This window comes from Clostridium sp. CTA-17 (genome assembly GCF_054767895.1).
Window position 1 is genome coordinate 567,053 of sequence record NZ_BAAABF010000001.1, and the last position, 19,990, is coordinate 587,042.

Below are 19,990 nucleotides of genomic sequence, written 5' to 3' on the forward strand. Positions count from 1 at the left end.
TGTATATGATATTTATGTAAGATATACCATATATTATAAATACATTATACACTGTTTTTTAATTAATTGATAAAATTTAAGGAAATTTAAGTGAATATTTATGGTATTAATTAAAAGTATAGGTTAATATTTGAATAGATTATAAATGAACTTCATAATTGTTTTAACAACTTCAGTATAGTATAAAAGTATAGAAAAACCTTATTAAAGGAGGGAAAAAATATGGCGCTTGTATTTTTATTGGTATTATCTGTATTTATATTGGTAGTAGGTATATTAGGAATTTCTTTGCTTTTTTTCTTAAAAAACAGAAAACTAAAAAATGTAGTATTTTATTTTTTAGTTATATGGTCAATGCTTATAGCTTGCCTTAATGCAACTAGTTTACCAACAAATTATATAGGACAACAAATTATAGCTTGGTTATTTGGATCTATATCAATAATTGCAATTATTATTAAAGTTAAAAAAATTAGGGGAAACAAATATTCCCTATATATTTGTAACAATTTCAGTTTTACTTGGAATATTTATGATGTTTTTTTAATTAGTTGACTATATTTATAGTTAAGGGATAAAAATTTCTTAAATAAGTAGAGATAACTCAAGGGTTATCTCTATTTTTATTTAGAGAAAAAAGTTAATATATGATTTAGAGAAATTTTTTATAAAATTTTTCTAAAAAAGTAAAACTATTCCCTTGTCTATTACGAATAAATAAGTGTAAAGATATTCAAGAGAAAATTATATATAATTTTTGGTTATTAAAGTTTAGGATTAATTTTACGGAAGATGGTGGGGTGAGACGAATTAATGAGAAGAAATTAATAACCCTTGTAAAAAAGAATAATGATAAAAAAGCAGCTGGTGAAATTGTTAAGTTTTATTATAAGGAGATATTTGCTTATGTTTTTAAGCAAACATCTAATGAGGAGTTATCTAAGGATTTAACTCAAGAAATATTTATTTCTATGCTTAAATCCTTAGGGGGATTTGATGATGAAAAAGCTTCCTTTAGGACATGGCTTTATAAAATAGCCAGTAACAAGATAATCGATAATTACAGGTCTACATACTATAAATATGTTACTGTTGTAGATGAATTTGAGGAAGGATTAGTAGGCTATGAAAATGATTTGGAAGAATCATTTCAGCTTAAGGAGGATGCTAAGGAGATATTAGAGATTATTAATACTTTAAATACAAGCATTCAGCAAATTTTAAGACTGAAGATATTTGGAGGAATGACATTTTTAGAGATTGCTTCTCTAATTGATATGTCAGAGTCTACAGTTAAAACTAAATATTATTCAAGTATTAAAAAGATAAAGAAGATATTGGAGGTGAAGAAGAATGAACAGAGAAAAAGAGGAGTTTAATATTGAGAATATAGATTTAGAAATAGAAGTTCCAGAATTAAATTTAGGGGAGTTAGATGAAATACTTAATGAAGGAGTTAAACCTAAATTAACATTTTTCGCTTACTTAAGAAATGCTTTTAAAGAATTAGGCTTTAATAATATATTTCATGATAAAACTGAACTAGTAATTATATTGCTATCTGGAATGCTTGTATTATTTTTTTCAATGACTAGTTTAAATAATAGAGAGGTAGAAAGTTTATATAAATTTATATTTATATCTTCACCAATACTTTATCTTAGTGTGATTTTATTCTCATTTTATAATTCAAAAACAAAGGGTGTTTTTCAGTTAGAAATGACTTGCAAATATAATTTGTATCAACTTTCAGCTTTAAGAATGTTTATATTTAGCCTTGGAAGCATTTTAATAAACACAGTTCTTATAGTTTTTATGAGTATATCAAATAAAGATTTAAATGTCTTAAGGCTAATAATATTGTCAGTTACAGGTTTATTTCTATTTTCAACAGTCTTTATATATGCACTAATGAGGTTTAAAAGTGTATTTTCAAAGGCATTTATTATAGTAGGGTGGATTTTAGGAAACTTACTTTTAAGTTTAGGAAATGAGGAGTATTATTTAGATTTTTTAATGGAAGTTCCAATATATGTTCACATAGTAATTTCAATTGTATGTATATTTCTATATGTGAAGAATTTGAAGGAATTAATAGATTATAGGTATAAAAAAAGGAGAGAAATTTTATGTTAGTTGTTAATAATGTAAGTAAGAAATATGGGAGTTTTTGTGCCCTTAGGGATATCAATTTAGAGTTTAATAATGGGATATATGCACTTTTAGCTCCTAATGGGGCAGGAAAGACAACTTTAATTAAACTATTAACCACATTAATTTTTCCAACCAGTGGAGAAATACTTTATAAGGGTACAGATATAGTTTCATTAGATGGAGAGTATAGGGATATTATAGGTTATTTACCTCAGGACTTTGGATATTATAGAAATTATACACCAAGAAAGTTTTTGCTATATTTAGCAGCTTTAAAGGGAATAAAAAAGGAAGATGCAGTAGAAAAAGTAAAAGAGGTATTAAAAGTTGTTTCCTTAGAAAATGTTGAGAATAAAAAGATGAAGGGTTTTTCAGGAGGAATGATTCAAAGGGTTGGAATAGCTCAAGCTTTGTTAAATGATCCTAAGATACTAATTTTAGATGAGCCAACAGCAGGGTTAGATCCTAAGGAAAGAGTTAGATTTAGAAATTTACTAAGTGATTTATCAAGAGATAGAATAGTAATAATCTCAACTCATATAGTTTCAGATATTGAGTTTATTTCTAATGAGGTAATTATGATTAAGGATCATAAGATTTTATATAAGGATTCCATAGAAAATATATGTAGCACTTTAGAGGGTATGGTTTATGAAACCTCAATGACCTTTGAGGAGAGTAAAGAGTTTAGAAAGAAATATATTTTATTATCAGAAAAGCAAGATGGTGGAATAATGAAAGCTAGGTTCATAAGCCAGGGGAATAATGATGAAAAATGGGTTAGGGTTAATCCTAATATAGAGGATGTATTCCTTTATCAATATAGAGATGAGGAGTTGGAAGGATAATTTTATGAGTATTAAAAAGGGTGAATGGGAAAAACTTTTTAGAAATCCAGTGTTAATAGTTCTTACAGGTATTTTCTTAATATACAATTTTATTTTAATTAATGATAATTCCTACATAAAAGGGGGATTAGATGAAACTAATAAGCTGATAAGTCAGGTTGGATATAAAGTAGACGAGGACATGTTTAAAAAGTTAGAAAATATGTATGATGAGAAGATGAAGGATTTAAATGAGCTTACAGAAAGAAAACTTTACAAAACCTTTGAATCTATGGATGGATTTTTAGCTGATAAGGATTTAGATAAGTGGATTTATGGGGAAAAAGTATTTTCAAAGGAGGATATGGATTTAATAAATCAGTTAAGTACAATTAATTTATATAAAAATGTAATTCCAGAGTTTATACACAGAATAGAGAGTTTAGATTCTGAGAAAATGGCTGGAGACACAATAGACGATTATGGAGTTAAAGGAGAAGCTGCTAATTTAGTTAGAAAAAATTATGAAGATTTAGGGGTAAGACTTAAAGAGTTAAAAAGTAATGGAGAACATAAAAATTTATTCTTCTTTGGAGTAAATTATAGAACTCAAAATTTATTATATAAAAAAGTAATTGGAGCCTGCTTAATTGAAATTATGATACTTATAGTATTAGGAGTATGTTTTTTAGTAAATTATGAAAGAGAAAATAAAACTCTAGGATTAGTTTCTACTACAAAAAGAGGGCGTAATCTTATTAAGGATAAGGCTATAGTTGGACTTATTTATTCGATACTAGCTGCAATAATAATCTTAGGAATTACTCTAATTGTATATTTTAGTGTGTTTGATTATAGTAAGATTTGGAATGTTCCAATTAGTAGTGCTTTAAATTGGGAGTTAGGTCCTCATATATCTTGGTATAACCTTACAGTTTTACAAAACTTACTTCTTTCCATAGGAGTTGTTTTAATAATATCACTTATTTTAGGGGGAATAAGTTTATCCTTATGTCTTTTCCTAAAGAGTAGTTATAAAGCTTTTTTTGCCTTCTTTATACTTTTTGGAGGATTATATATGCTGCCAGGAGTATTTAGTATGAGTTCAAAATTAGTTATATGGTCATATTTTAACATATTTATTTTAACCTTAAATCCACAAAAATGGTTTGCAGAGGCTGGAGCACTGTTAACTTCAAAATATTATATAGAAGGAACATTAATAAGCAATGGAATTATTGTAACTATAATTTCTTTAATTTTAATAAAAAGATTTAAGAAGGTAGATATATTATAAGGGGAAAATATTAATTTAAGTGAAGAGGTAAAACATGAGAATAATAATTAATGAAATAAAGAAACTTTTCAATTTAAAGAGTCTATTGATTCTTGGATTAATAGTTTTCATAATATGGAAAATATTTATAAGTTTTTGGATAGAAGTTTTTCCAAATGGTTCAGAAACACCAGATTTTAATTTAAGCGTAGAAATGCTTAAAGACTATGGAATAACAATGGATGAAAAGGAGTTTGAAGATTTTAAGGAAAAATCAGCTTTAAGAGAAAAAGAAGCAGATGAATATTTAAAGGGAGATAAAGATGCACAAGAACTTGGAATAAAATCATATAGAGAGTTAAGTGGAAGGTTAAATAATGGAAAAACTGATGAAAAGGTTGAGGAGCTTAATTCAAAAATATATTTTAAGTATAAGGTAGATCTGTTTTGGGAAATGGACTCTAGAGAGTCTTTAATAGCGTCATATGAAGATTATTTAAATAGACACTATGAATTATATAGTAGTGAAACCAATAGGTACAAAAGGTTAGAAGAACTTGAAAAAGGTGAGCAACCAAAATCTATTTTAAGTTACGTTACTTTTTCGAATTATGATTCCTTAATAACTAATTTTTCAATACTTGTTGTGGTGACCTTAGCTTTTATAATATCACCAATATTTTTAAGGGATGAAAAAAATAAAGTAAATCTTCTTCAGTATTCATCAAAAACTGGAAGAAAGATAGGAAGTAAAAAAGTTATTTCAGCCATAATAACTGCCTTTGGTATAAGTACTTTGGAGTTAATAATTCTATTTTTAATGTATATTCCTAATGATACATTGCAATTTTGGAATTGTAGCATAAATTCTAAATTTAATTATATGGTTTCTTGGTTTGATTTAACTTTTGGACAATATATAATGTTAACTATTCTAGTTATATATATAATAACTTTTGTGGTAACTAGCGTATCATTATTTGTAAGTAGTAAAGTTAAAAACTATGTAGCATTAATAGGGATACAGGTGCCTATTTTAGGAGCTTTAATAATGTTTTTAGATAATATAGGACTAAATCATATGACCACAATAAATTCTCCTAAATATATTCCAATAATTGCTTATGTAGTATTTATTATAATTTCAATACTTTTAATAATTAACTTATTAAAAAATGAAAAGAATAGGGATGTTTTAAATTAGTATAAATATTAAAGAGATAAGGAAGTATTAAAGCAAAAAAGTCTGTAGCAAGAATATATTGTTACAGACTTTTATGTTTTAAAAATATAAATTTTATAAATACTTATCAATATGCTTAATAAATAAAGAATTAGATAATTGTTAAGCTTAAATATATAAATAATATATTCTTATTAGATGCACGAAAAATATAATGTTTTTATACTTCAAATACTGTATTTTCAACCTCTGGATTTCCTATATAAAGTCTCATTGCAACTAGTGGAATATAAAGTATAAATATTTGAGAAAAAGCTGTTACCCCTAAATATAATGGTATATCAAAAACTTTATTTATAGAGCTAAAGGAATAGATTATTGCTCCAGTTAGTATAACTCCCATAGATGTTACACAAATATAGTTAAAGTGTTTTAAGTTTTCTCTATTCCTTATATTATGATCTGTATATAGATTATATAAGAGAATTCCTAAGACTATAAAGACATATAAATATGACCATTTAAAGTAAGAATTAAATTTATTAAGGGCCCAATTTATAAACTCAAGATTTACATAATCATAAAGTTCATTATGGATTCTTAAGTTAGTTAAAAATATACTTTTTATTAGAAATGAAGTAATTATTCCAATTAATATTAAAAAAGAGGATAAAGTTAAAAATAATTTTTGTTTTACTAAGCTTTTTCCTCTACCTAAGAAAATACTTATTGCAATTATTAGAAAGAAAGATAAATACAGAATAATAAGCACCTCCAATGCTTTTAAGTTTACATATTAATTATAACTTAAATTCTAATAAATTACAAATATTGGAAATAAAAAGCTATAGTATAGTAGATTTTTTTATTAATCAAACTATACTATAGCTTTTTATTTTTTATAGTCTGTGTTTGTTAGCACAAATAAATTATACTATGTTTAAATTAATGTTTATTTCTAAATATAGATTAAAGAACATTTTAATAAGAAAAAAGTTTCAGGCTGATTTTACTTTTTATTATTTTTAAAAACTACAATTAGATTTAATATAAAAATAATAAGGCTCATAATAGATATTAATAAAAGTCTGTTATTCCAAGTAGTCCATCCTAAAGCATTATTATCTGCTAGTACTCCTTGAAATACATGGCCAGAAAGCATTGCTAAAACACAAAAAGTATTCATACTTAAATCAAATATTTGAAGGGTTTTTCTACTAGAATTATTAAGATTTAATTTCTTATTTATATAAATTGCTTTAATAAAGTTTAAGGTTATAACAATAAAGAGAACAATATAAGTAAAAAATATTAGATGAAAATAAGACATAACATCCTCTAAAGGACTAATTTCTAACATAATTATTTCCTCCTTTAATAAAAATATATTATTTTATAAATTTTTTAATACAAAGAATAGATTTGTTTATAAAGATTTTGAGAAAAATATTTTTATAGGAGGTTAGCTTTTATCTTTTATAAAGCGTTTTTTTAAAAGAATAAATATGTTAATGACAATATATATAATTAGGATGTTTGATATTAATCCTAATATGCTAGTTGAAGTAGAGGATAGGAGTATGGTACTATCTTGTGGAAATTCATATGTCGTGAAATATTTTACTGGATACCCCCAAGTTTTAAAGCCAGAAGAATCTAACTCATATGGAGTTATAAATGTTAAAAGTAAACTTATCCAAGCAGCTTGGTTAAGAATTTTAAAGTTAATTCTTTCTTTCATAAAATCCTCCAATATTATCTGTTTTAATAATAATATAACATGAAAAATTTGTATTATAATTTATAATTAGTAAATTTTTGTTTAATAAATTTTACTGTTAAGAAAAAGAGTTGATAATTAAAGGATTTATTTATATAATGTAATTGAGTAGATATTTAAAATCTACTTTTGAAATAGGCGCAGTGATGCTTAATAGGGAATTTAGTGTAAAACTAAAGCTGCCCCCAGCAACTGTAAATGACTTCGACTTAACGATATGCCACTGTGATTAATCATGGGAAGGTGTTAAGAAGATATAGTTATGAGCCAGGAGACCTGCCTAATTCAAAGCAAAACAGTTTATCTTTCTGGGGAAAGAGGCAAGTGATTGAAATTTTATCATACTGAAGAGGCATAGAGCCATATTAATAAACTTCTGACTATTCATGAGTTAGTTTGTTTAAATTTAGGTTTAAGTTAATAATGGTAAGCTACAATGAGGTGGCTTGAATTAGTATGATTAAAATATAGAGATTCATCAATTAACTTGTAGAGATTTTCCTAGATAGGTATTCAAACTGAGTATCTATCTTTTATTTTTGGGTAATTTAAGCTAGGATTATTCAAAAATAACAGCAGAAAGCAAATCCAAAACAGGTAAAAATCTCAATGGTGAGTAAGGTACTTTATGAAGTACCAAGGTTCAAAGAGGAATCAAAAGTTAATTAAGTTGTTTTAAAGGCTAATATAAAAAAAGCCTCACTAACAAAGAGGTTAGTAAATAGAGTAGGATACTCTAAAGTAAACAACTTAAAAATGTTTAAGAGTTATATGATATAGAGATTAAAAGTTAAAGTAACTTGTACTTAAAAAGACTTTTAATTTAAATCATATAACTCTTTTTTATTTTGTCTTTAAAGTATTTAAAAGGTAATTTATAATTCCTTTTTAATATAAATTATTAAGAATTATTTTTTATATAAATTTTTAAAGCCTTTATCAATAAAATAAGTGCATATATTCCTAAAAATCCAATAGTTAAGATAAAGACTAAATAAAATATAGAAAAAACACTGAATAAAGCCATAGAAGATCCCCCTTAAATATAATTTGGATTTATTAATATAATTATCAAACTAAATTGGATTATTAGTATTTAATAGCTGTTTTGGTCTTTCTTGCTTTCTGGGTTATTATATTATTTATCACAAATGCAGAAGATATAACAAAGATCCATATCATAGGATAAGAATATCTGTTAAATGTAATATAAGGTATATGAACTACACTATAGTATATAAATAACCAAAATAATATTCTTGCTGTCTTATCAAGTTTGTTATTTTTAGATTTTTTATGTATTGAATACATACCTATAAATCCAAGAGTTAATAATAGTATGTGATAAATTCCAACAAAAACTATATGGATATTATAAACTGGTTTCCAGTAGAATGGGCTTATCCAAAGAATAACAGTTTTATCTATTAAATACCATTTTGCATAAGTTAGTGGTTTCTTTAATATATAATTTTTAAATCTATATACTAAATTATCCTTATAATACTCTTCTTGTTTTATTACATCATCAGTTGTCTCCCAAGGATGAAAATCTATAGTAGTATCATAATTTATATATGAACCTTGTATCATAGGATTTCCAGATGATAAGGTAAAAGGAATAAATCTATGGAATTCTTTATAATTTCTTATCCACCAAGGGCTCATTACTAAGCAAAATACTGATGACACTATTATAGTGAACTTAAGTATATCTTTAAATTTATAGTTATTATATATCCATAAAATTAATACTACAATAGGATATGCCCCAACTGTAGGTCTAAATAATGCTGCTATTCCCCATACTATACCGCCTATAATATAATGTTTTATTTTCTTTGACTTTATTGCTACTAATGTTGTATATACCAATAGTAATATTAAAAAATAAAATATAACTTCCGTTAGAAGTAAATTTGGAGTAAAAAGATTAGGTAAATATAAAACGCTTAATATTGAGCTTATAATTCCTACTTTAGAGTTGAAAAGAAATCTTCCAATAAAAAATATTAGTGAAAAACTTAAACTCATAAGGACTACTTGGAAAATTCTAAATGCAGTTATACCTCCAAATTTACCAAATATACTCATAAAGAATGCCATAGTATAAGGCAACCCAGGCATTATAAATACTGTTTCATCATTTACGTTATGATATGTAAATTTACCAGTATCTAATAGGGTCCATGCACTTCTAACATACTTTACATCGTCATTATTCCATTCATTAAAGTTACCTAGCAAATAATTATTTCCATATTTAATTACAGTATAAGTTCCTATAATAAAAAATATGAACATAATAGTATATAATATCAATTTAGTTTTCTTACTTTCTTCTTTTAAAGAAAACAATGTGAATCTCCCCCTTATTTAATACCAATAAAAAACGAACCTAATATTATAAAACCAACACCTATCCATCTATTGGTAGGGACACTTTCATTCAAGATAAAGATAGAAACAAATAGTGCTAAAACATAGCATAAACTTTGTAATGGATATACTAAAGATAAATCTGAGTTCGAAAGTATATATAACCAAATAAGTGTAGCTACACCGTATAGCAGTACCCCACACAAAATATATGGGTTAAATATTAAATTAATTATGCTATCAAATGTAAAAGCTAAAGTTTTATTTTTTAACCCTATTTTCCATAAGGTTTGTCCACATACTAATAGTAAAATATTTAATATAAGTAAAGGATATATCATTCTTTGTTCTCCTTTTCATTTTTTAGTAAAGCAATTTCTTGTGTAAGTCTAGTGAGTTTAATCTGTAAGGATGTTATTGTAACTATTAAACTTAAAATTAATATAAAACAAAATAAAATTCCAATTAAAAATAACAATGATGGTGGATAGATTATATTTAGTATTTTTGAAAAATAATCTAAAATACCACTATTTAATGATAATAAAAGCATGCTTATTCCAGCAGTAAACCAAACTAAAGTGTATCTTATGTCTAATAACCGTTTTTTTATAAATAATATTGTCAAAATTAAAAATATTAATGCTATTATAACGCAATACCAATACATAAAAATGATCCTTTCTTATTTATCAGGTGAAATTATAGTTGCAAAAGTTACTTTTAGCATATAGTAAATAGATTTTAGTGGAGTTATAGAGGATTTTCCAGATTCTCTATAGTTCATTTCAACAGGAATTTCTTTAACTTTAAAACCTTTTCTAATAATATATGATAGTGTTTCTACTTCTGGATAATCTTTAGGATAATATTCTACAAACTCCTTAATTACAGAGTTATTTACAGCTCTATATCCTGATGTAGTGTCAAAAACTTTTTTTCTACCTAAAATTGAAACAAGTGATGAAAAGAAGTTTATTCCTAATTTTCTATAGATACTAGGCTTATAATTGCTATTATTTATAAATCTAGAACCTACTACCATATCGTAATTTTCATTGATTATGGCTTTTATCATATCATTCAGATATTTTGCCATATGTTGACCATCTCCATCAAATTGAATGGCTATATCATAGTTATTATTGTAAGCATATATATAACCTGTTTGAACTGCTCCTCCTATTCCTAAGTTTAGTGGTAAGTCTACAACATTAACTCCCAATTTTTGAGCTTCAAACTTGGTATTATCACTAGAGGCATCATTTATGACTAAGATATCTAAATTTTTTATTCTTTGATTATAGATATCCATAATAACTTTAGAAATAGATTTTTCTTCGTTATATGCAGGAATAATCACTAAAATTTTCATTTAATAGCTCCTTTCAATTATACTACTATATTAAGATATATTAACATAATATACAGTATTTTGCAAAATATATAACGAATTATATATATAATTATAATGATTTTAAAATATATGTTGAATAAATTGTAACAATTAATAAAAAAAGGTTAATTTATATAAAATTATATGTTAAATTTTATTTTTTATATCTATAAAATTTAGTATTAAACATATATTATAAAAAGGATTATGTATATTAAAATGAAAAATCTCTAGCTACATAAGCTAGAGATTTTTTTCTGTCAAAACTTAAATGCATAGATTATTTTATATGTGAGATTCCGTCAAAACTTAAATGTTTACTTATGTTCATGTTTTTTTAAGTCTGCAACCACTAAGGTTATACCACCTACAATAATTGCTACTAATATAACATAATTAAGATAAATTACTATGTTACCTAACATATATCTCACTCTCCTAAACCTATATTTTATTTTAAGTATTAACAATTTAATTATAATTTTGTTTATAGATAGTATCAAATTTTCAAGCTTGTACAAAAAAAGAAAAATAAAATATTTTAGTTCTATTTCAATTTTATTTATAATAAAAGTTTAGATTTATTGTTAATTAGTAAATTTATTACCTATAGTATTTCAAAAAGTTACAATATTTTAAAAGATAGTACTTTTATTCAAATGAACAATAAAGGAGAAAAATAAAAAAGGAAAATTTTTAAATATTTTTTATTTTTAAATCTTTAGAAAATAAATATGTTATTTATAAAATAAAAAGGTATAAAAACAGCTATTTGAAAGGTGGTATGACCAATTTCTATTATCGAAATCGAATTGGATAATAGAGTACATAAATAAAATGAATATTTTAACGAAATTAAAAGTTAGAAGAGAATAATGTTAAAAAATAATTTATTACTGTAATATACGTAACAATTTGTTAATTTTAGAACATTGTTAAATTGAAGATGGAGTGGTAACATTTATAAGTAAAATAAAGTATTAATTTATATTGTATATATTGTTGAGTGAGTAAATGAAGAGCTATTCAGTGGGAGGAATAGCTCTTCTTTTTTTAAAAAACTTATAGGTTTAAGAATCTCTTTGAAAGAGAGGTATTCTCCTTAATTAAATGAAGTGACAATAATTTTGAGAGAGTTAAAGTTGATTGACTAATTAATTACACTTTTAATAATCGTAAGAGATAGGCTATTAAATCTTAAACCTATAAGCTTAAAAAGTAAGTAGTTATGAAGAAGGAATGAAATAAACCTTCTTCATGAATTATTATTTACTTAATCTAAATTTATATTCAAAATTAAATTTATTTATTTAATTTTATAGCTCATTAGTTAAAATATGAGAAATATACAAAAAACTAATGGGAATGAATGGATTTAAAGGATAATGGATGAATTTTAGCGAATTTATTCAATGAAATTTGTGGTAAATAGTGGTATTATATAAAGGCAATTGCAATTTTTTATTTTTAAGTATTGGTGTTTAAACAAGAAAGGGGAAAATATTTTTGGTTATAATTTTTATGGGAATAGTTATGTTTATTATTGGGCTTATTTGTAAAAAGCTGCATGATGACTATGAGGAATATCCCAATCTTTTTGTAGGATATAAACTAAAGTATGCAATGAGGAATAAAGAAACATGGGAAGAGGCAAATAATTATATTTTAAAACCATGTATTGGGGTGTTTATATTCTCAATAATATTCACTTTGATAATTAGATTTTTTAATTTAGAAATTTCTGATATAGGGTATATCGTGGTGAGTATATTAATTTTAGTTAGTCCTATAATTTGTACTGAAATTCATATAAGAAGATTCAATAAAATTAAAGAAATTTAGTTTTATAATAAATATATAACTATTAGTTTTTTTCAAAAGGGCATGTATCAAAATAGCTTTTATTATATTTTGATACATGCCTTTTTTCTTTATAAATTTAAATTAAGTATGAGAAACTATTAATTTAAGAGGATAATTATAGAATTTAATAATAATAGAGATTTTATATAGGAATTTTTGAAGTTGTGTTGAATTATATATTAAAGAAATTAAATTTTCGTTTTATTAAAGGGGTTGAGAAAATGAGAATATTAATGTTAGATTTAGATACTTTAAGAGCAGATCATTTAGGTTGCTATGGATATGAAAGAAATACATCACCTAATATAGATAGTGTTTCAAGGGAGGGCATAACTTTTGAAAATTACTATTGCTCAGATGCACCATGCCTTCCTTCAAGAGCTGCACTTATGTCAGGAAGATTTGGAATACATACTGGTGTTGTAAATCATGGAGGAGTTTGTGCTGATTTCAGAATAGATGGAGAGAATAGAGGTTTCAATGATAGAATGGCATTTAATAGCCTTCCTATGTTTTTAAGAAGTGAAGGGTTTCATACAGCTTCTATAAGTACTTTTGCTGAGAGACATAGTGCGTGGTGGTTTAATGCTGGGTTTAATGAGCTTCATAACGTAGGTGGATGTGGAGCAGAGTCAGCAGAAGAAGTAACTCCAACTGTATTAAAATGGATAGAAGATAATGGAGATAAAGATAACTGGTTTCTTCATGTAAACTATTGGGATGCACATACTCCGTATAGAACTCCAGATACTTATGAAAATCCCTTTGAAGGAGATGGTTTAAAGAGATGGATAAGTGAGGAAAGATTTAATGAACATCGTAACAATAAAGTTGGACCACATGGAGCTAGAGAAATAGGAATGTATAATAGTGATACATCACCAAGATTTCCAAAACATATGGGAGAAATTAAAAATTATGATGAGCTTATAAAATTCTTTGATCAATATGATTCAGGAATAAACTATATGGATTCTCATATTGGACAAATACTTAAATTATTAAAAGATAAAGGATTATACGAAGACCTTGCTATTATAATAACATCAGACCATGGGGAGGCAATAGGGGAATTTGGTATGTATGCAGAGCACGGAACTGCTGATTATGCAACTACTAAAATACCAATGATAATAAAGTGGCCTGGAGCTATGAAAAATTATAGAGATGATGGATTTCATTATAATTTAGATTTGGCACCAACTTTAGCTGAGTTATTTAATAAGGAAAAGAAAGATTATTGGGATGGTAGAAGCTATGCACAAAGTATCTTAAATGGAGAAGATACAGGAAGAGATTATTTGGTTTTAGGGCAATGTGCTCATGTGTGCCAAAGAGCTGTAAGATTTAAAGATTATATTTATATTAGAACTTATCATGATGGATATCACTTATTCCCAAAGGAAATGCTTTTTAATGTAGAGGATGATCCTCACGAAATAAGAAATTTATCAGAGATAAGAAAAGAACTATGCATGGAAGGAGCATATCTTCTTCAACAGTGGCATGATGAAATGATGATGACCAGTGAAAGTGATGTTGATCCACTTTGGACTGTAATAAGAGAGGGAGGACCATATCATGCTAAGGGTCATTTAAAAGAGTATTGTAAAAGATTAGAGCAAACAGGAAGAGGATGGGCAGTTCCAGAACTTAAGAGAAGACATCCAGAGGAATTTAAATAAAAGATAAAAATATAATTTTTAGTAGGGCATATAAAGAAAATTTATTATAAATTTAATAAGCTTAAATATTATGGGTTAGATATATTAAAAAACTTATAAATAGATTTAGAGTTTAAAAAATATAAGCGCTTTATCTATTTATAAGTTTTATTTATATGTGTAGTTATTTATGCATATGTTATTTTATTTATTTTAAAAACTATTAGAGGCTCTTAATGGTAAAAAGAGCTAGTCCATTTTTAGAGTAATTTTTATTTGCTAAAACAAGGTTTAGATTTATCTTTAAAATACTTTCTTATACGTAATAAGTAGTATGCAAAGAATATAATACTATATAATATTATTTCAAAAAGCTTTTTATCAAATTTTGGTATGTATAAAAGCATTATATGTATGTACATTAAGCCATAAAATAAATATGCTGACCTTTGAATTTTTTTCCATGTTTTATAGTTCATTTTTTTTCTTACACATTGGAATGAAGTAATCATTAAAGGAATCATTAAGCATATCATGATTAAACTTAATAAAGTTGCAAAAAACTTATAATAAGTTAAAGAATGTGGGTTAGTAAAGAATGTAGGGAAATAATATATTCCATATAAAATATTATGACCTAAGGTTAAGATACAAGCGATTATTGAAAGTTCGCCTCTTATAGCCATTAGGTTTTTCTTATATTTAAATGAATTACTTAAAGCTCCAGTGTACATTACTATAGTAAATAAAGCTAAGGAAAAAGTACTTTTAGAGAATACTCCTATAGTGTATTTACTTATGTGTTTAGGAATATAGTTATGTAGATCGGTTTTCATAAATACTATGAAAAATACAGCTATTAAAGTAGCTATTATGTAGAGTATTGAAGAATATTTTTTTATTTTTTTATAAAAAACAATACTCAAGAATGTTGTTATTAATAATGAAATTATAAGTAGCATTATTATATCTCCTTTTCTGTTGTTGATAATCAATTTCAATTAGATTATATATTCAAGTTAGATTTTAGTCAACAAAAAGTTCATTTTTATAACAATTTATTTTTATTTATTATAAAATAATCTTTTTAGTAGGATATTTGATTTTAATGTGGAATTATATAGGAAACGTCTATTTTTAGTATGAGAGGGGAATAAAGATGAGAGTTAAATTAGTTGGATTAAATGAGGAAATGTTAGAAGCTGTCAAGGGATTAGAAGAACTAATTGATTTTCAGCTTTATAATGAGAAGGAAAGTAAGAATGAAAATTTAGAAATTATAAATGTTTCTAAGCTTCCTGAAGAATCAGAAAATGTAATAGAAGTCCTTAGAGGAAAAAATAATGAAATAAGATATAAGAAAAAACATCACTTTTTTAGAGCATTTAGTTTATATCTTCAATTTCTTAAAAAGGGAGAGGAGAGTTTTTCAAGAAGCGAAAAAACTTATATTGATTCAGTAGGAGCAATGATAGATGCCTCAAGAAATGCTGTCTATAGAGTTTCTGAGGTTAAAAAGATATTAGGATATATGGCCTTAATGGGACATAATAGGTGTATGCTTTATACTGAAGATACTTATGAGATTGATGGTTATCCATACTTTGGTTATATGAGAGGAAGATATAGCAAAGAGGAGTTAAGGGAAATTGATGATTATGGATACTTTTTAGGTATAGAGGTTGTACCTTGTATTCAAACTTTAGCTCACTTAAAACAAACTTTAAGATGGTCATATGGGGAAGGTATAAAAGACACCCAAGATGTACTTTTAGTAGGAGAGGAAAAGACTTATAGGTTTATAGAGGCAATGCTTTCTTCTTTAAGAGAGTGTTTTAGAAGTAAAAATATTCATATAGGTATGGATGAAGCCTTTGATTTAGGAAGAGGACATTATTTAACTAAACATGGACATGTTCCTCATCAAAAACTTATGGTAGAGCATTTAAATAAGGTTAATGAAATAGCAAAAAAATATGATTTTAAGCCAATGATTTGGGATGATATGTTTTTAAGATGTGGAGCTCCAGAGGGTGGATATTACGATTTAGATATAGTTATAACTCCTGAAATAGCAAATAATATTCCAGAGGAAGTTTCTTTAGTTTATTGGGATTATTATAATTGTGATGAAGAAAAATATAAGAAGCTTTTAGATATTAGAGATAACTTTAATAATAATATTATCTTTGCAGGAGGATGCTGGAGGTGGAGTGGATTTGCTCCAAACTATTCAAAGACCTTTGAAACAACAAATGCTGCCTTAAATCAATGTAAGGCTAAAGGAATAAAGGAAGTCTTTGCTACTGCTTGGGGAGATGATGGAGCAGAAACGCCAATATATTCAATAATAGTAGGTCTTATATTATTTGGAGAGCATGGCTATTATCATAAGGTAGATAAAGAATGGATAGATGAAAGATGTAAGGCTTTAACAGGGCTTAGCATGGAGGATTTTACTTCTTTAGAAGAATTAGATCTTGTTCCATCAGTTAAAATTCCTAATATGGAGGTTTGCAATCCTTCAAAATATATAGCTTACCAAGATTTGCTTTTAGGAGCCTTTGATAAGCATTTAGAGGGTTTAGATTTAGAAGAACATTATATTAATCTTTCTAAAAAATATGAGGAAATAGGAGAGAAAAGTGAGAGGTTTAAATTAATGTTTACTATGTATTCTAAACTTGCTGATTATCTTTCTGTTAAAAGTGAGATAGGACTAGAAATAAGAAAAGCTTATTTAGAAAATGATAAGGATGCCTTAAGGCTTATAGCATATAACTTTATTCCAGAAATACAAGAAAGGTTAAAGAGTTTTCATAAAAGTTTTAGGGAGCTATGGTATAAAGAATGTAAAGGACAAGGTTTTGAAGTTATAGATATTAGACTTGGTGGAGTTATGGCGAGATGTGATTCAACTATGTATAGAATAAAAGCATATCTTAAAGGAAATATTGATAAAATAGAAGAGCTAGAAGAGGAAAGGTTGTATTTTTCTGAATATTTTGGAGGAGATGATTGTAAACTTATATGTTGCAATGAATATCAAAAAATAGCAACACAAAATATTTTAAGCTGGTAATAAGTTTGTATTTTATAAATTTTGGAAATATAAGCAATGGATAAACAATTAAATTGGGGATAGTATGATATGAAAAAAATTATTATAAGTGTAATCACAATAGTAATTATATGGGTTATATTAATGTCCACTGACTATTATTTGATAAAAACTAATGAAAATCCAATCTTTTCAGTAGAAATTGCTGTTTATAAGGATGGAGGTTCTAAAGAATATTGTGGGTTGGGATATAAAATTATTAAATATGTAAAAATGAGTTATGAAAATGATGATATTTCTACAGAAGTAAGGTTAGGACCATGGTTTATGAAGTATTCACCCTAATATACTTAATTGAAAATTAAAAAGCATAAAAGATTAAAGTTTATTTATTTTAAGAGAAATATTATTAGAAATAATATTTTAAAAAATAGGATTATTGAGTTTGGAAAATTTTAAGGAGGATTTTTAGTTGAATACCTTTATTAGGTTGTATGAGGATTTAGAGCCTTTTATAATGGGTATCTTATTAGTTATATTTTTAATTTTTGTGAATAAATATTTTAAGTGGAAAATAGGGAAAAAGTAATTAATATGAAATATAGGGAAGGTTAATTAAATGGAAAATAAAAATATTAAGTTGATTTTAGTAGCATTAGGATCTTTTATGCTCGTGCTGCTTCAAACAGAAATGTTTCAAAGAGTTATGGATATTTTTGGATTTATTGGATTAAGTGTAATAGGAGATATAATTCGTTTATTAAGTTCTATTTTATCCTTTGTAGGCTTTGTGATTTTTGCTTTTACATCTTTTAAAATTATAAAAAATAATATTAAATAAAAAATATATGGCTATACCTGAAGTTTCTTAGAAGGGGGAAATATAAGGTATAGCCATCTTCAATTTAAAAAGGCATATAGAAAATTTGAGAAATTAAGACTTTTAGGAGGTGATGAACATCAATCACAAAAATTAAGCCTTAACTTCTATAAGGATACACACTTAGGTTTCCCTTAAAAATTTCTTTTATACTAAATCTTTGAAAGGTTAATTTGTGTTTAAAGAAAAGTCTTTATGAAGAGGGTACAATTTAAGTAAATATAAAATTTTAGTACACTTAATTTTAATGATTAATTTACATAAATAAAGATTGGAATAAGTGAAAATTTTTGTTTGACAATAATTATTATTAGGAGTAAAATAGTTTGCATAGGAACCGAGAGTTTTCATGCGAACCATTTTAAAGTGGTATGCATCTAATAGGATAAAATTATTTTATAGGAGATGACAATTATGGACGGAATTAAAAAATTTACTCCAAGAGTTAGTAAGAGAATTTTACTTTTTATAGCAGGATTAGTATGGGGATTTGCAGGATTTAGAGTATTTACTTTAGGTTTTGGAGATGTTATGTCACATCACGGAAACTTAATTATAACAATAATTTTTGCAGCAGTTATATTTTTTGTGTTTTTTAAATTTATATTTAGTAAAATGTTTAAGAAACATACAACAAGAATAGTAAATAGTAAACTTGATAAACATTGTGTATTTTCCTTCTTTGATTTTAAGAGTTATCTTATAATGGGATTTATGATTTTCTTTGGAATTTCAGTTAGAAACTTAGGAATATTTAATCCAGTTTATTTAGGAGATTTTTATATGGGATTAGGAGCAGCTCTATTTATGGCTGGTGTATATTTCTTTGTAGGATTTTTCACATTTGATAATTTAAAAGTTAAATATAAAATTAGCTAATTTAGTATAAAGATATTAAATGGTGCATAGAGTTTAGAAGACTTTATGTACCATTAATTTTATATGGAAAATCTTTTATATGCTTTAAATTTGGATAGATATAATTTGAAATTTATTTTTAGAAAAGAGGGACTTATATGAATTATGATTCATTTGAAATAGCTATGCTTATAAAGGAAATTTATTCAAATACCATGGGGAAAGTAAGTGAAGGGCTTAAAGAAAGTGGTCTTACTCACCAACAAATAACAGTGATTAAACTTATAGCTCATAAAGGTAAGGTTACAGTTAAGGAGCTTTGCGATGAAATGTCCTTAGCTAAAGGAACTGTGTCAGGAATAGTGTCAAGACTTGAAAATATGGGGTATGTAGAGAAATTTAAGAATGAAAAGGATAAGAGAAATACATATATAGTTTTCTCTAAAAAAGGAGTAGAGTTTGCAAGAACTTTTAGGTGTGATATAAATAATAGCTTTGATAGTGTATTTGAAAACTTTACTCATGAAGAGGTTAAGGAAATAAGAGAGGTACTTTTAAAGCTTAGGGACAAGATAAAGTAATACTTAGTTATTTAGAAGAACTTAATTAATTATTAGGGTATATAGTGTCTCTGCTATTTTTAAAGTCTTTTTAGAATTAAAAATGGTT

General features: G+C 25.7%; 22 protein-coding genes and 1 riboswitch. Of the genes, 13 read left to right on the forward strand and 9 right to left on the reverse strand.

Annotation, left to right across the window (positions count from 1 at the left end; genetic code table 11):
- Window positions 1-222 precede the first annotated feature (222 nt).
- From ACYUCG_RS02410 to ACYUCG_RS02435, 6 genes are all read left to right on the forward strand, one after another.
- Entirely contained in the window at window positions 223-555 is a 333-nt protein-coding gene (locus tag ACYUCG_RS02410) for a hypothetical protein (protein ID WP_283704258.1), read from the forward strand.
- A gap of 221 nt (window positions 556-776) precedes the next feature.
- On the forward strand, window positions 777-1,379 hold the full coding sequence (locus ACYUCG_RS02415) for an RNA polymerase sigma factor (RefSeq protein WP_164790552.1): 603 nt from the start codon (window positions 777-779) through the stop codon (window positions 1,377-1,379).
- Window positions 1,354-2,136, forward strand: a complete 783-nt coding sequence (locus ACYUCG_RS02420) for a transmembrane 268 family protein (RefSeq protein ID WP_283704259.1) — start codon at window positions 1,354-1,356, stop codon at window positions 2,134-2,136. Before ACYUCG_RS02415 ends, ACYUCG_RS02420 begins: the two co-directional genes overlap by 26 nt.
- The gene (locus tag ACYUCG_RS02425) at window positions 2,130-3,002 is read left to right on the forward strand and encodes an ATP-binding cassette domain-containing protein (RefSeq protein WP_415341606.1); all 873 of its coding nucleotides are present in this window, start codon (window positions 2,130-2,132) and stop codon (window positions 3,000-3,002) included. The genes ACYUCG_RS02420 and ACYUCG_RS02425 overlap by 7 nt, the downstream gene beginning before the upstream one ends.
- Before the next feature lie 4 nt (window positions 3,003-3,006).
- A complete protein-coding gene (locus ACYUCG_RS02430; RefSeq protein ID WP_283704261.1) occupies window positions 3,007-4,278 on the forward strand; it encodes a hypothetical protein in 1,272 nt (423 codons plus the stop codon).
- A gap of 34 nt (window positions 4,279-4,312) precedes the next feature.
- On the forward strand, window positions 4,313-5,461 hold the full coding sequence (locus tag ACYUCG_RS02435; RefSeq protein WP_283704262.1) for a hypothetical protein: 1,149 nt from the start codon (window positions 4,313-4,315) through the stop codon (window positions 5,459-5,461).
- Between the two features lie 199 nt (window positions 5,462-5,660).
- On the opposite strand, the gene ACYUCG_RS02440 is transcribed toward ACYUCG_RS02435, so the two are convergent.
- The 8 genes from ACYUCG_RS02440 to ACYUCG_RS02475 form a co-directional block, all read right to left on the reverse strand.
- Entirely contained in the window at window positions 5,661-6,212 is a 552-nt protein-coding gene (locus ACYUCG_RS02440; protein ID WP_347178447.1) for a hypothetical protein, read from the reverse strand.
- 237 nt (window positions 6,213-6,449) lie between these two features.
- Complete coding sequence (locus tag ACYUCG_RS02445; protein ID WP_283679660.1) at window positions 6,450-6,800, reverse strand: hypothetical protein; 351 nt, start codon at window positions 6,798-6,800, stop codon at window positions 6,450-6,452.
- Window positions 6,801-6,902: 102 nt separating this feature from the next.
- The gene (locus ACYUCG_RS02450; RefSeq protein WP_283683795.1) at window positions 6,903-7,181 is read right to left on the reverse strand and encodes a hypothetical protein; all 279 of its coding nucleotides are present in this window, start codon (window positions 7,179-7,181) and stop codon (window positions 6,903-6,905) included.
- 158 nt (window positions 7,182-7,339) lie between these two features.
- Window positions 7,340-7,518: riboswitch (cobalamin riboswitch) on the forward strand.
- Window positions 7,519-8,121: 603 nt separating this feature from the next.
- Complete coding sequence (locus ACYUCG_RS02455) at window positions 8,122-8,247, reverse strand: hypothetical protein (protein ID WP_275890593.1); 126 nt, start codon at window positions 8,245-8,247, stop codon at window positions 8,122-8,124.
- Window positions 8,248-8,309: 62 nt separating this feature from the next.
- Complete coding sequence (locus ACYUCG_RS02460; RefSeq protein WP_139933154.1) at window positions 8,310-9,578, reverse strand: ArnT family glycosyltransferase; 1,269 nt, start codon at window positions 9,576-9,578, stop codon at window positions 8,310-8,312.
- A 14-nt stretch (window positions 9,579-9,592) separates the two neighbouring features.
- Complete coding sequence (locus ACYUCG_RS02465) at window positions 9,593-9,940, reverse strand: EamA family transporter (RefSeq protein ID WP_060794615.1); 348 nt, start codon at window positions 9,938-9,940, stop codon at window positions 9,593-9,595.
- Complete coding sequence (locus tag ACYUCG_RS02470; protein ID WP_081092134.1) at window positions 9,937-10,269, reverse strand: DUF2304 domain-containing protein; 333 nt, start codon at window positions 10,267-10,269, stop codon at window positions 9,937-9,939. Before ACYUCG_RS02470 ends, ACYUCG_RS02465 begins: the two co-directional genes overlap by 4 nt.
- Window positions 10,270-10,284: 15 nt before the next feature.
- The gene (locus tag ACYUCG_RS02475) at window positions 10,285-10,974 is read right to left on the reverse strand and encodes a glycosyltransferase family 2 protein (RefSeq protein ID WP_060794617.1); all 690 of its coding nucleotides are present in this window, start codon (window positions 10,972-10,974) and stop codon (window positions 10,285-10,287) included.
- 1,527 nt (window positions 10,975-12,501) lie between these two features.
- On the opposite strand from ACYUCG_RS02475, the gene ACYUCG_RS02480 reads away from it, so the two are divergent.
- Window positions 12,502-12,837, forward strand: coding sequence for an SdpI family protein (locus ACYUCG_RS02480; RefSeq protein WP_060794618.1), 336 nt, complete (start codon window positions 12,502-12,504; stop codon window positions 12,835-12,837).
- Between the two features lie 242 nt (window positions 12,838-13,079).
- Window positions 13,080-14,543, forward strand: a complete 1,464-nt coding sequence (locus tag ACYUCG_RS02485; protein ID WP_460268016.1) for a sulfatase — start codon at window positions 13,080-13,082, stop codon at window positions 14,541-14,543.
- Between the two features lie 251 nt (window positions 14,544-14,794).
- On the opposite strand, the gene ACYUCG_RS02490 is transcribed toward ACYUCG_RS02485, so the two are convergent.
- The gene (locus ACYUCG_RS02490) at window positions 14,795-15,484 is read right to left on the reverse strand and encodes a hypothetical protein (RefSeq protein ID WP_460268017.1); all 690 of its coding nucleotides are present in this window, start codon (window positions 15,482-15,484) and stop codon (window positions 14,795-14,797) included.
- A gap of 197 nt (window positions 15,485-15,681) precedes the next feature.
- On the opposite strand from ACYUCG_RS02490, the gene ACYUCG_RS02495 reads away from it, so the two are divergent.
- The 5 genes from ACYUCG_RS02495 (at window position 15,682) to ACYUCG_RS02515 (ending at window position 19,902) form a co-directional block, all read left to right on the forward strand.
- Window positions 15,682-17,604 (forward strand): family 20 glycosylhydrolase, encoded by a 1,923-nt coding sequence (locus tag ACYUCG_RS02495; RefSeq protein WP_460268018.1) that lies wholly within the window; start codon window positions 15,682-15,684, stop codon window positions 17,602-17,604.
- A gap of 69 nt (window positions 17,605-17,673) precedes the next feature.
- A complete protein-coding gene (locus ACYUCG_RS02500; RefSeq protein ID WP_415341611.1) occupies window positions 17,674-17,928 on the forward strand; it encodes a hypothetical protein in 255 nt (84 codons plus the stop codon).
- A 274-nt stretch (window positions 17,929-18,202) separates the two neighbouring features.
- The gene (locus ACYUCG_RS02505) at window positions 18,203-18,424 is read left to right on the forward strand and encodes a hypothetical protein (RefSeq protein WP_060794623.1); all 222 of its coding nucleotides are present in this window, start codon (window positions 18,203-18,205) and stop codon (window positions 18,422-18,424) included.
- A 453-nt stretch (window positions 18,425-18,877) separates the two neighbouring features.
- Complete coding sequence (locus ACYUCG_RS02510; protein WP_003451945.1) at window positions 18,878-19,342, forward strand: hypothetical protein; 465 nt, start codon at window positions 18,878-18,880, stop codon at window positions 19,340-19,342.
- Between the two features lie 137 nt (window positions 19,343-19,479).
- Window positions 19,480-19,902, forward strand: a complete 423-nt coding sequence (locus tag ACYUCG_RS02515; RefSeq protein ID WP_060794624.1) for a MarR family winged helix-turn-helix transcriptional regulator — start codon at window positions 19,480-19,482, stop codon at window positions 19,900-19,902.
- Window positions 19,903-19,990: the final 88 nt, after the last annotated feature.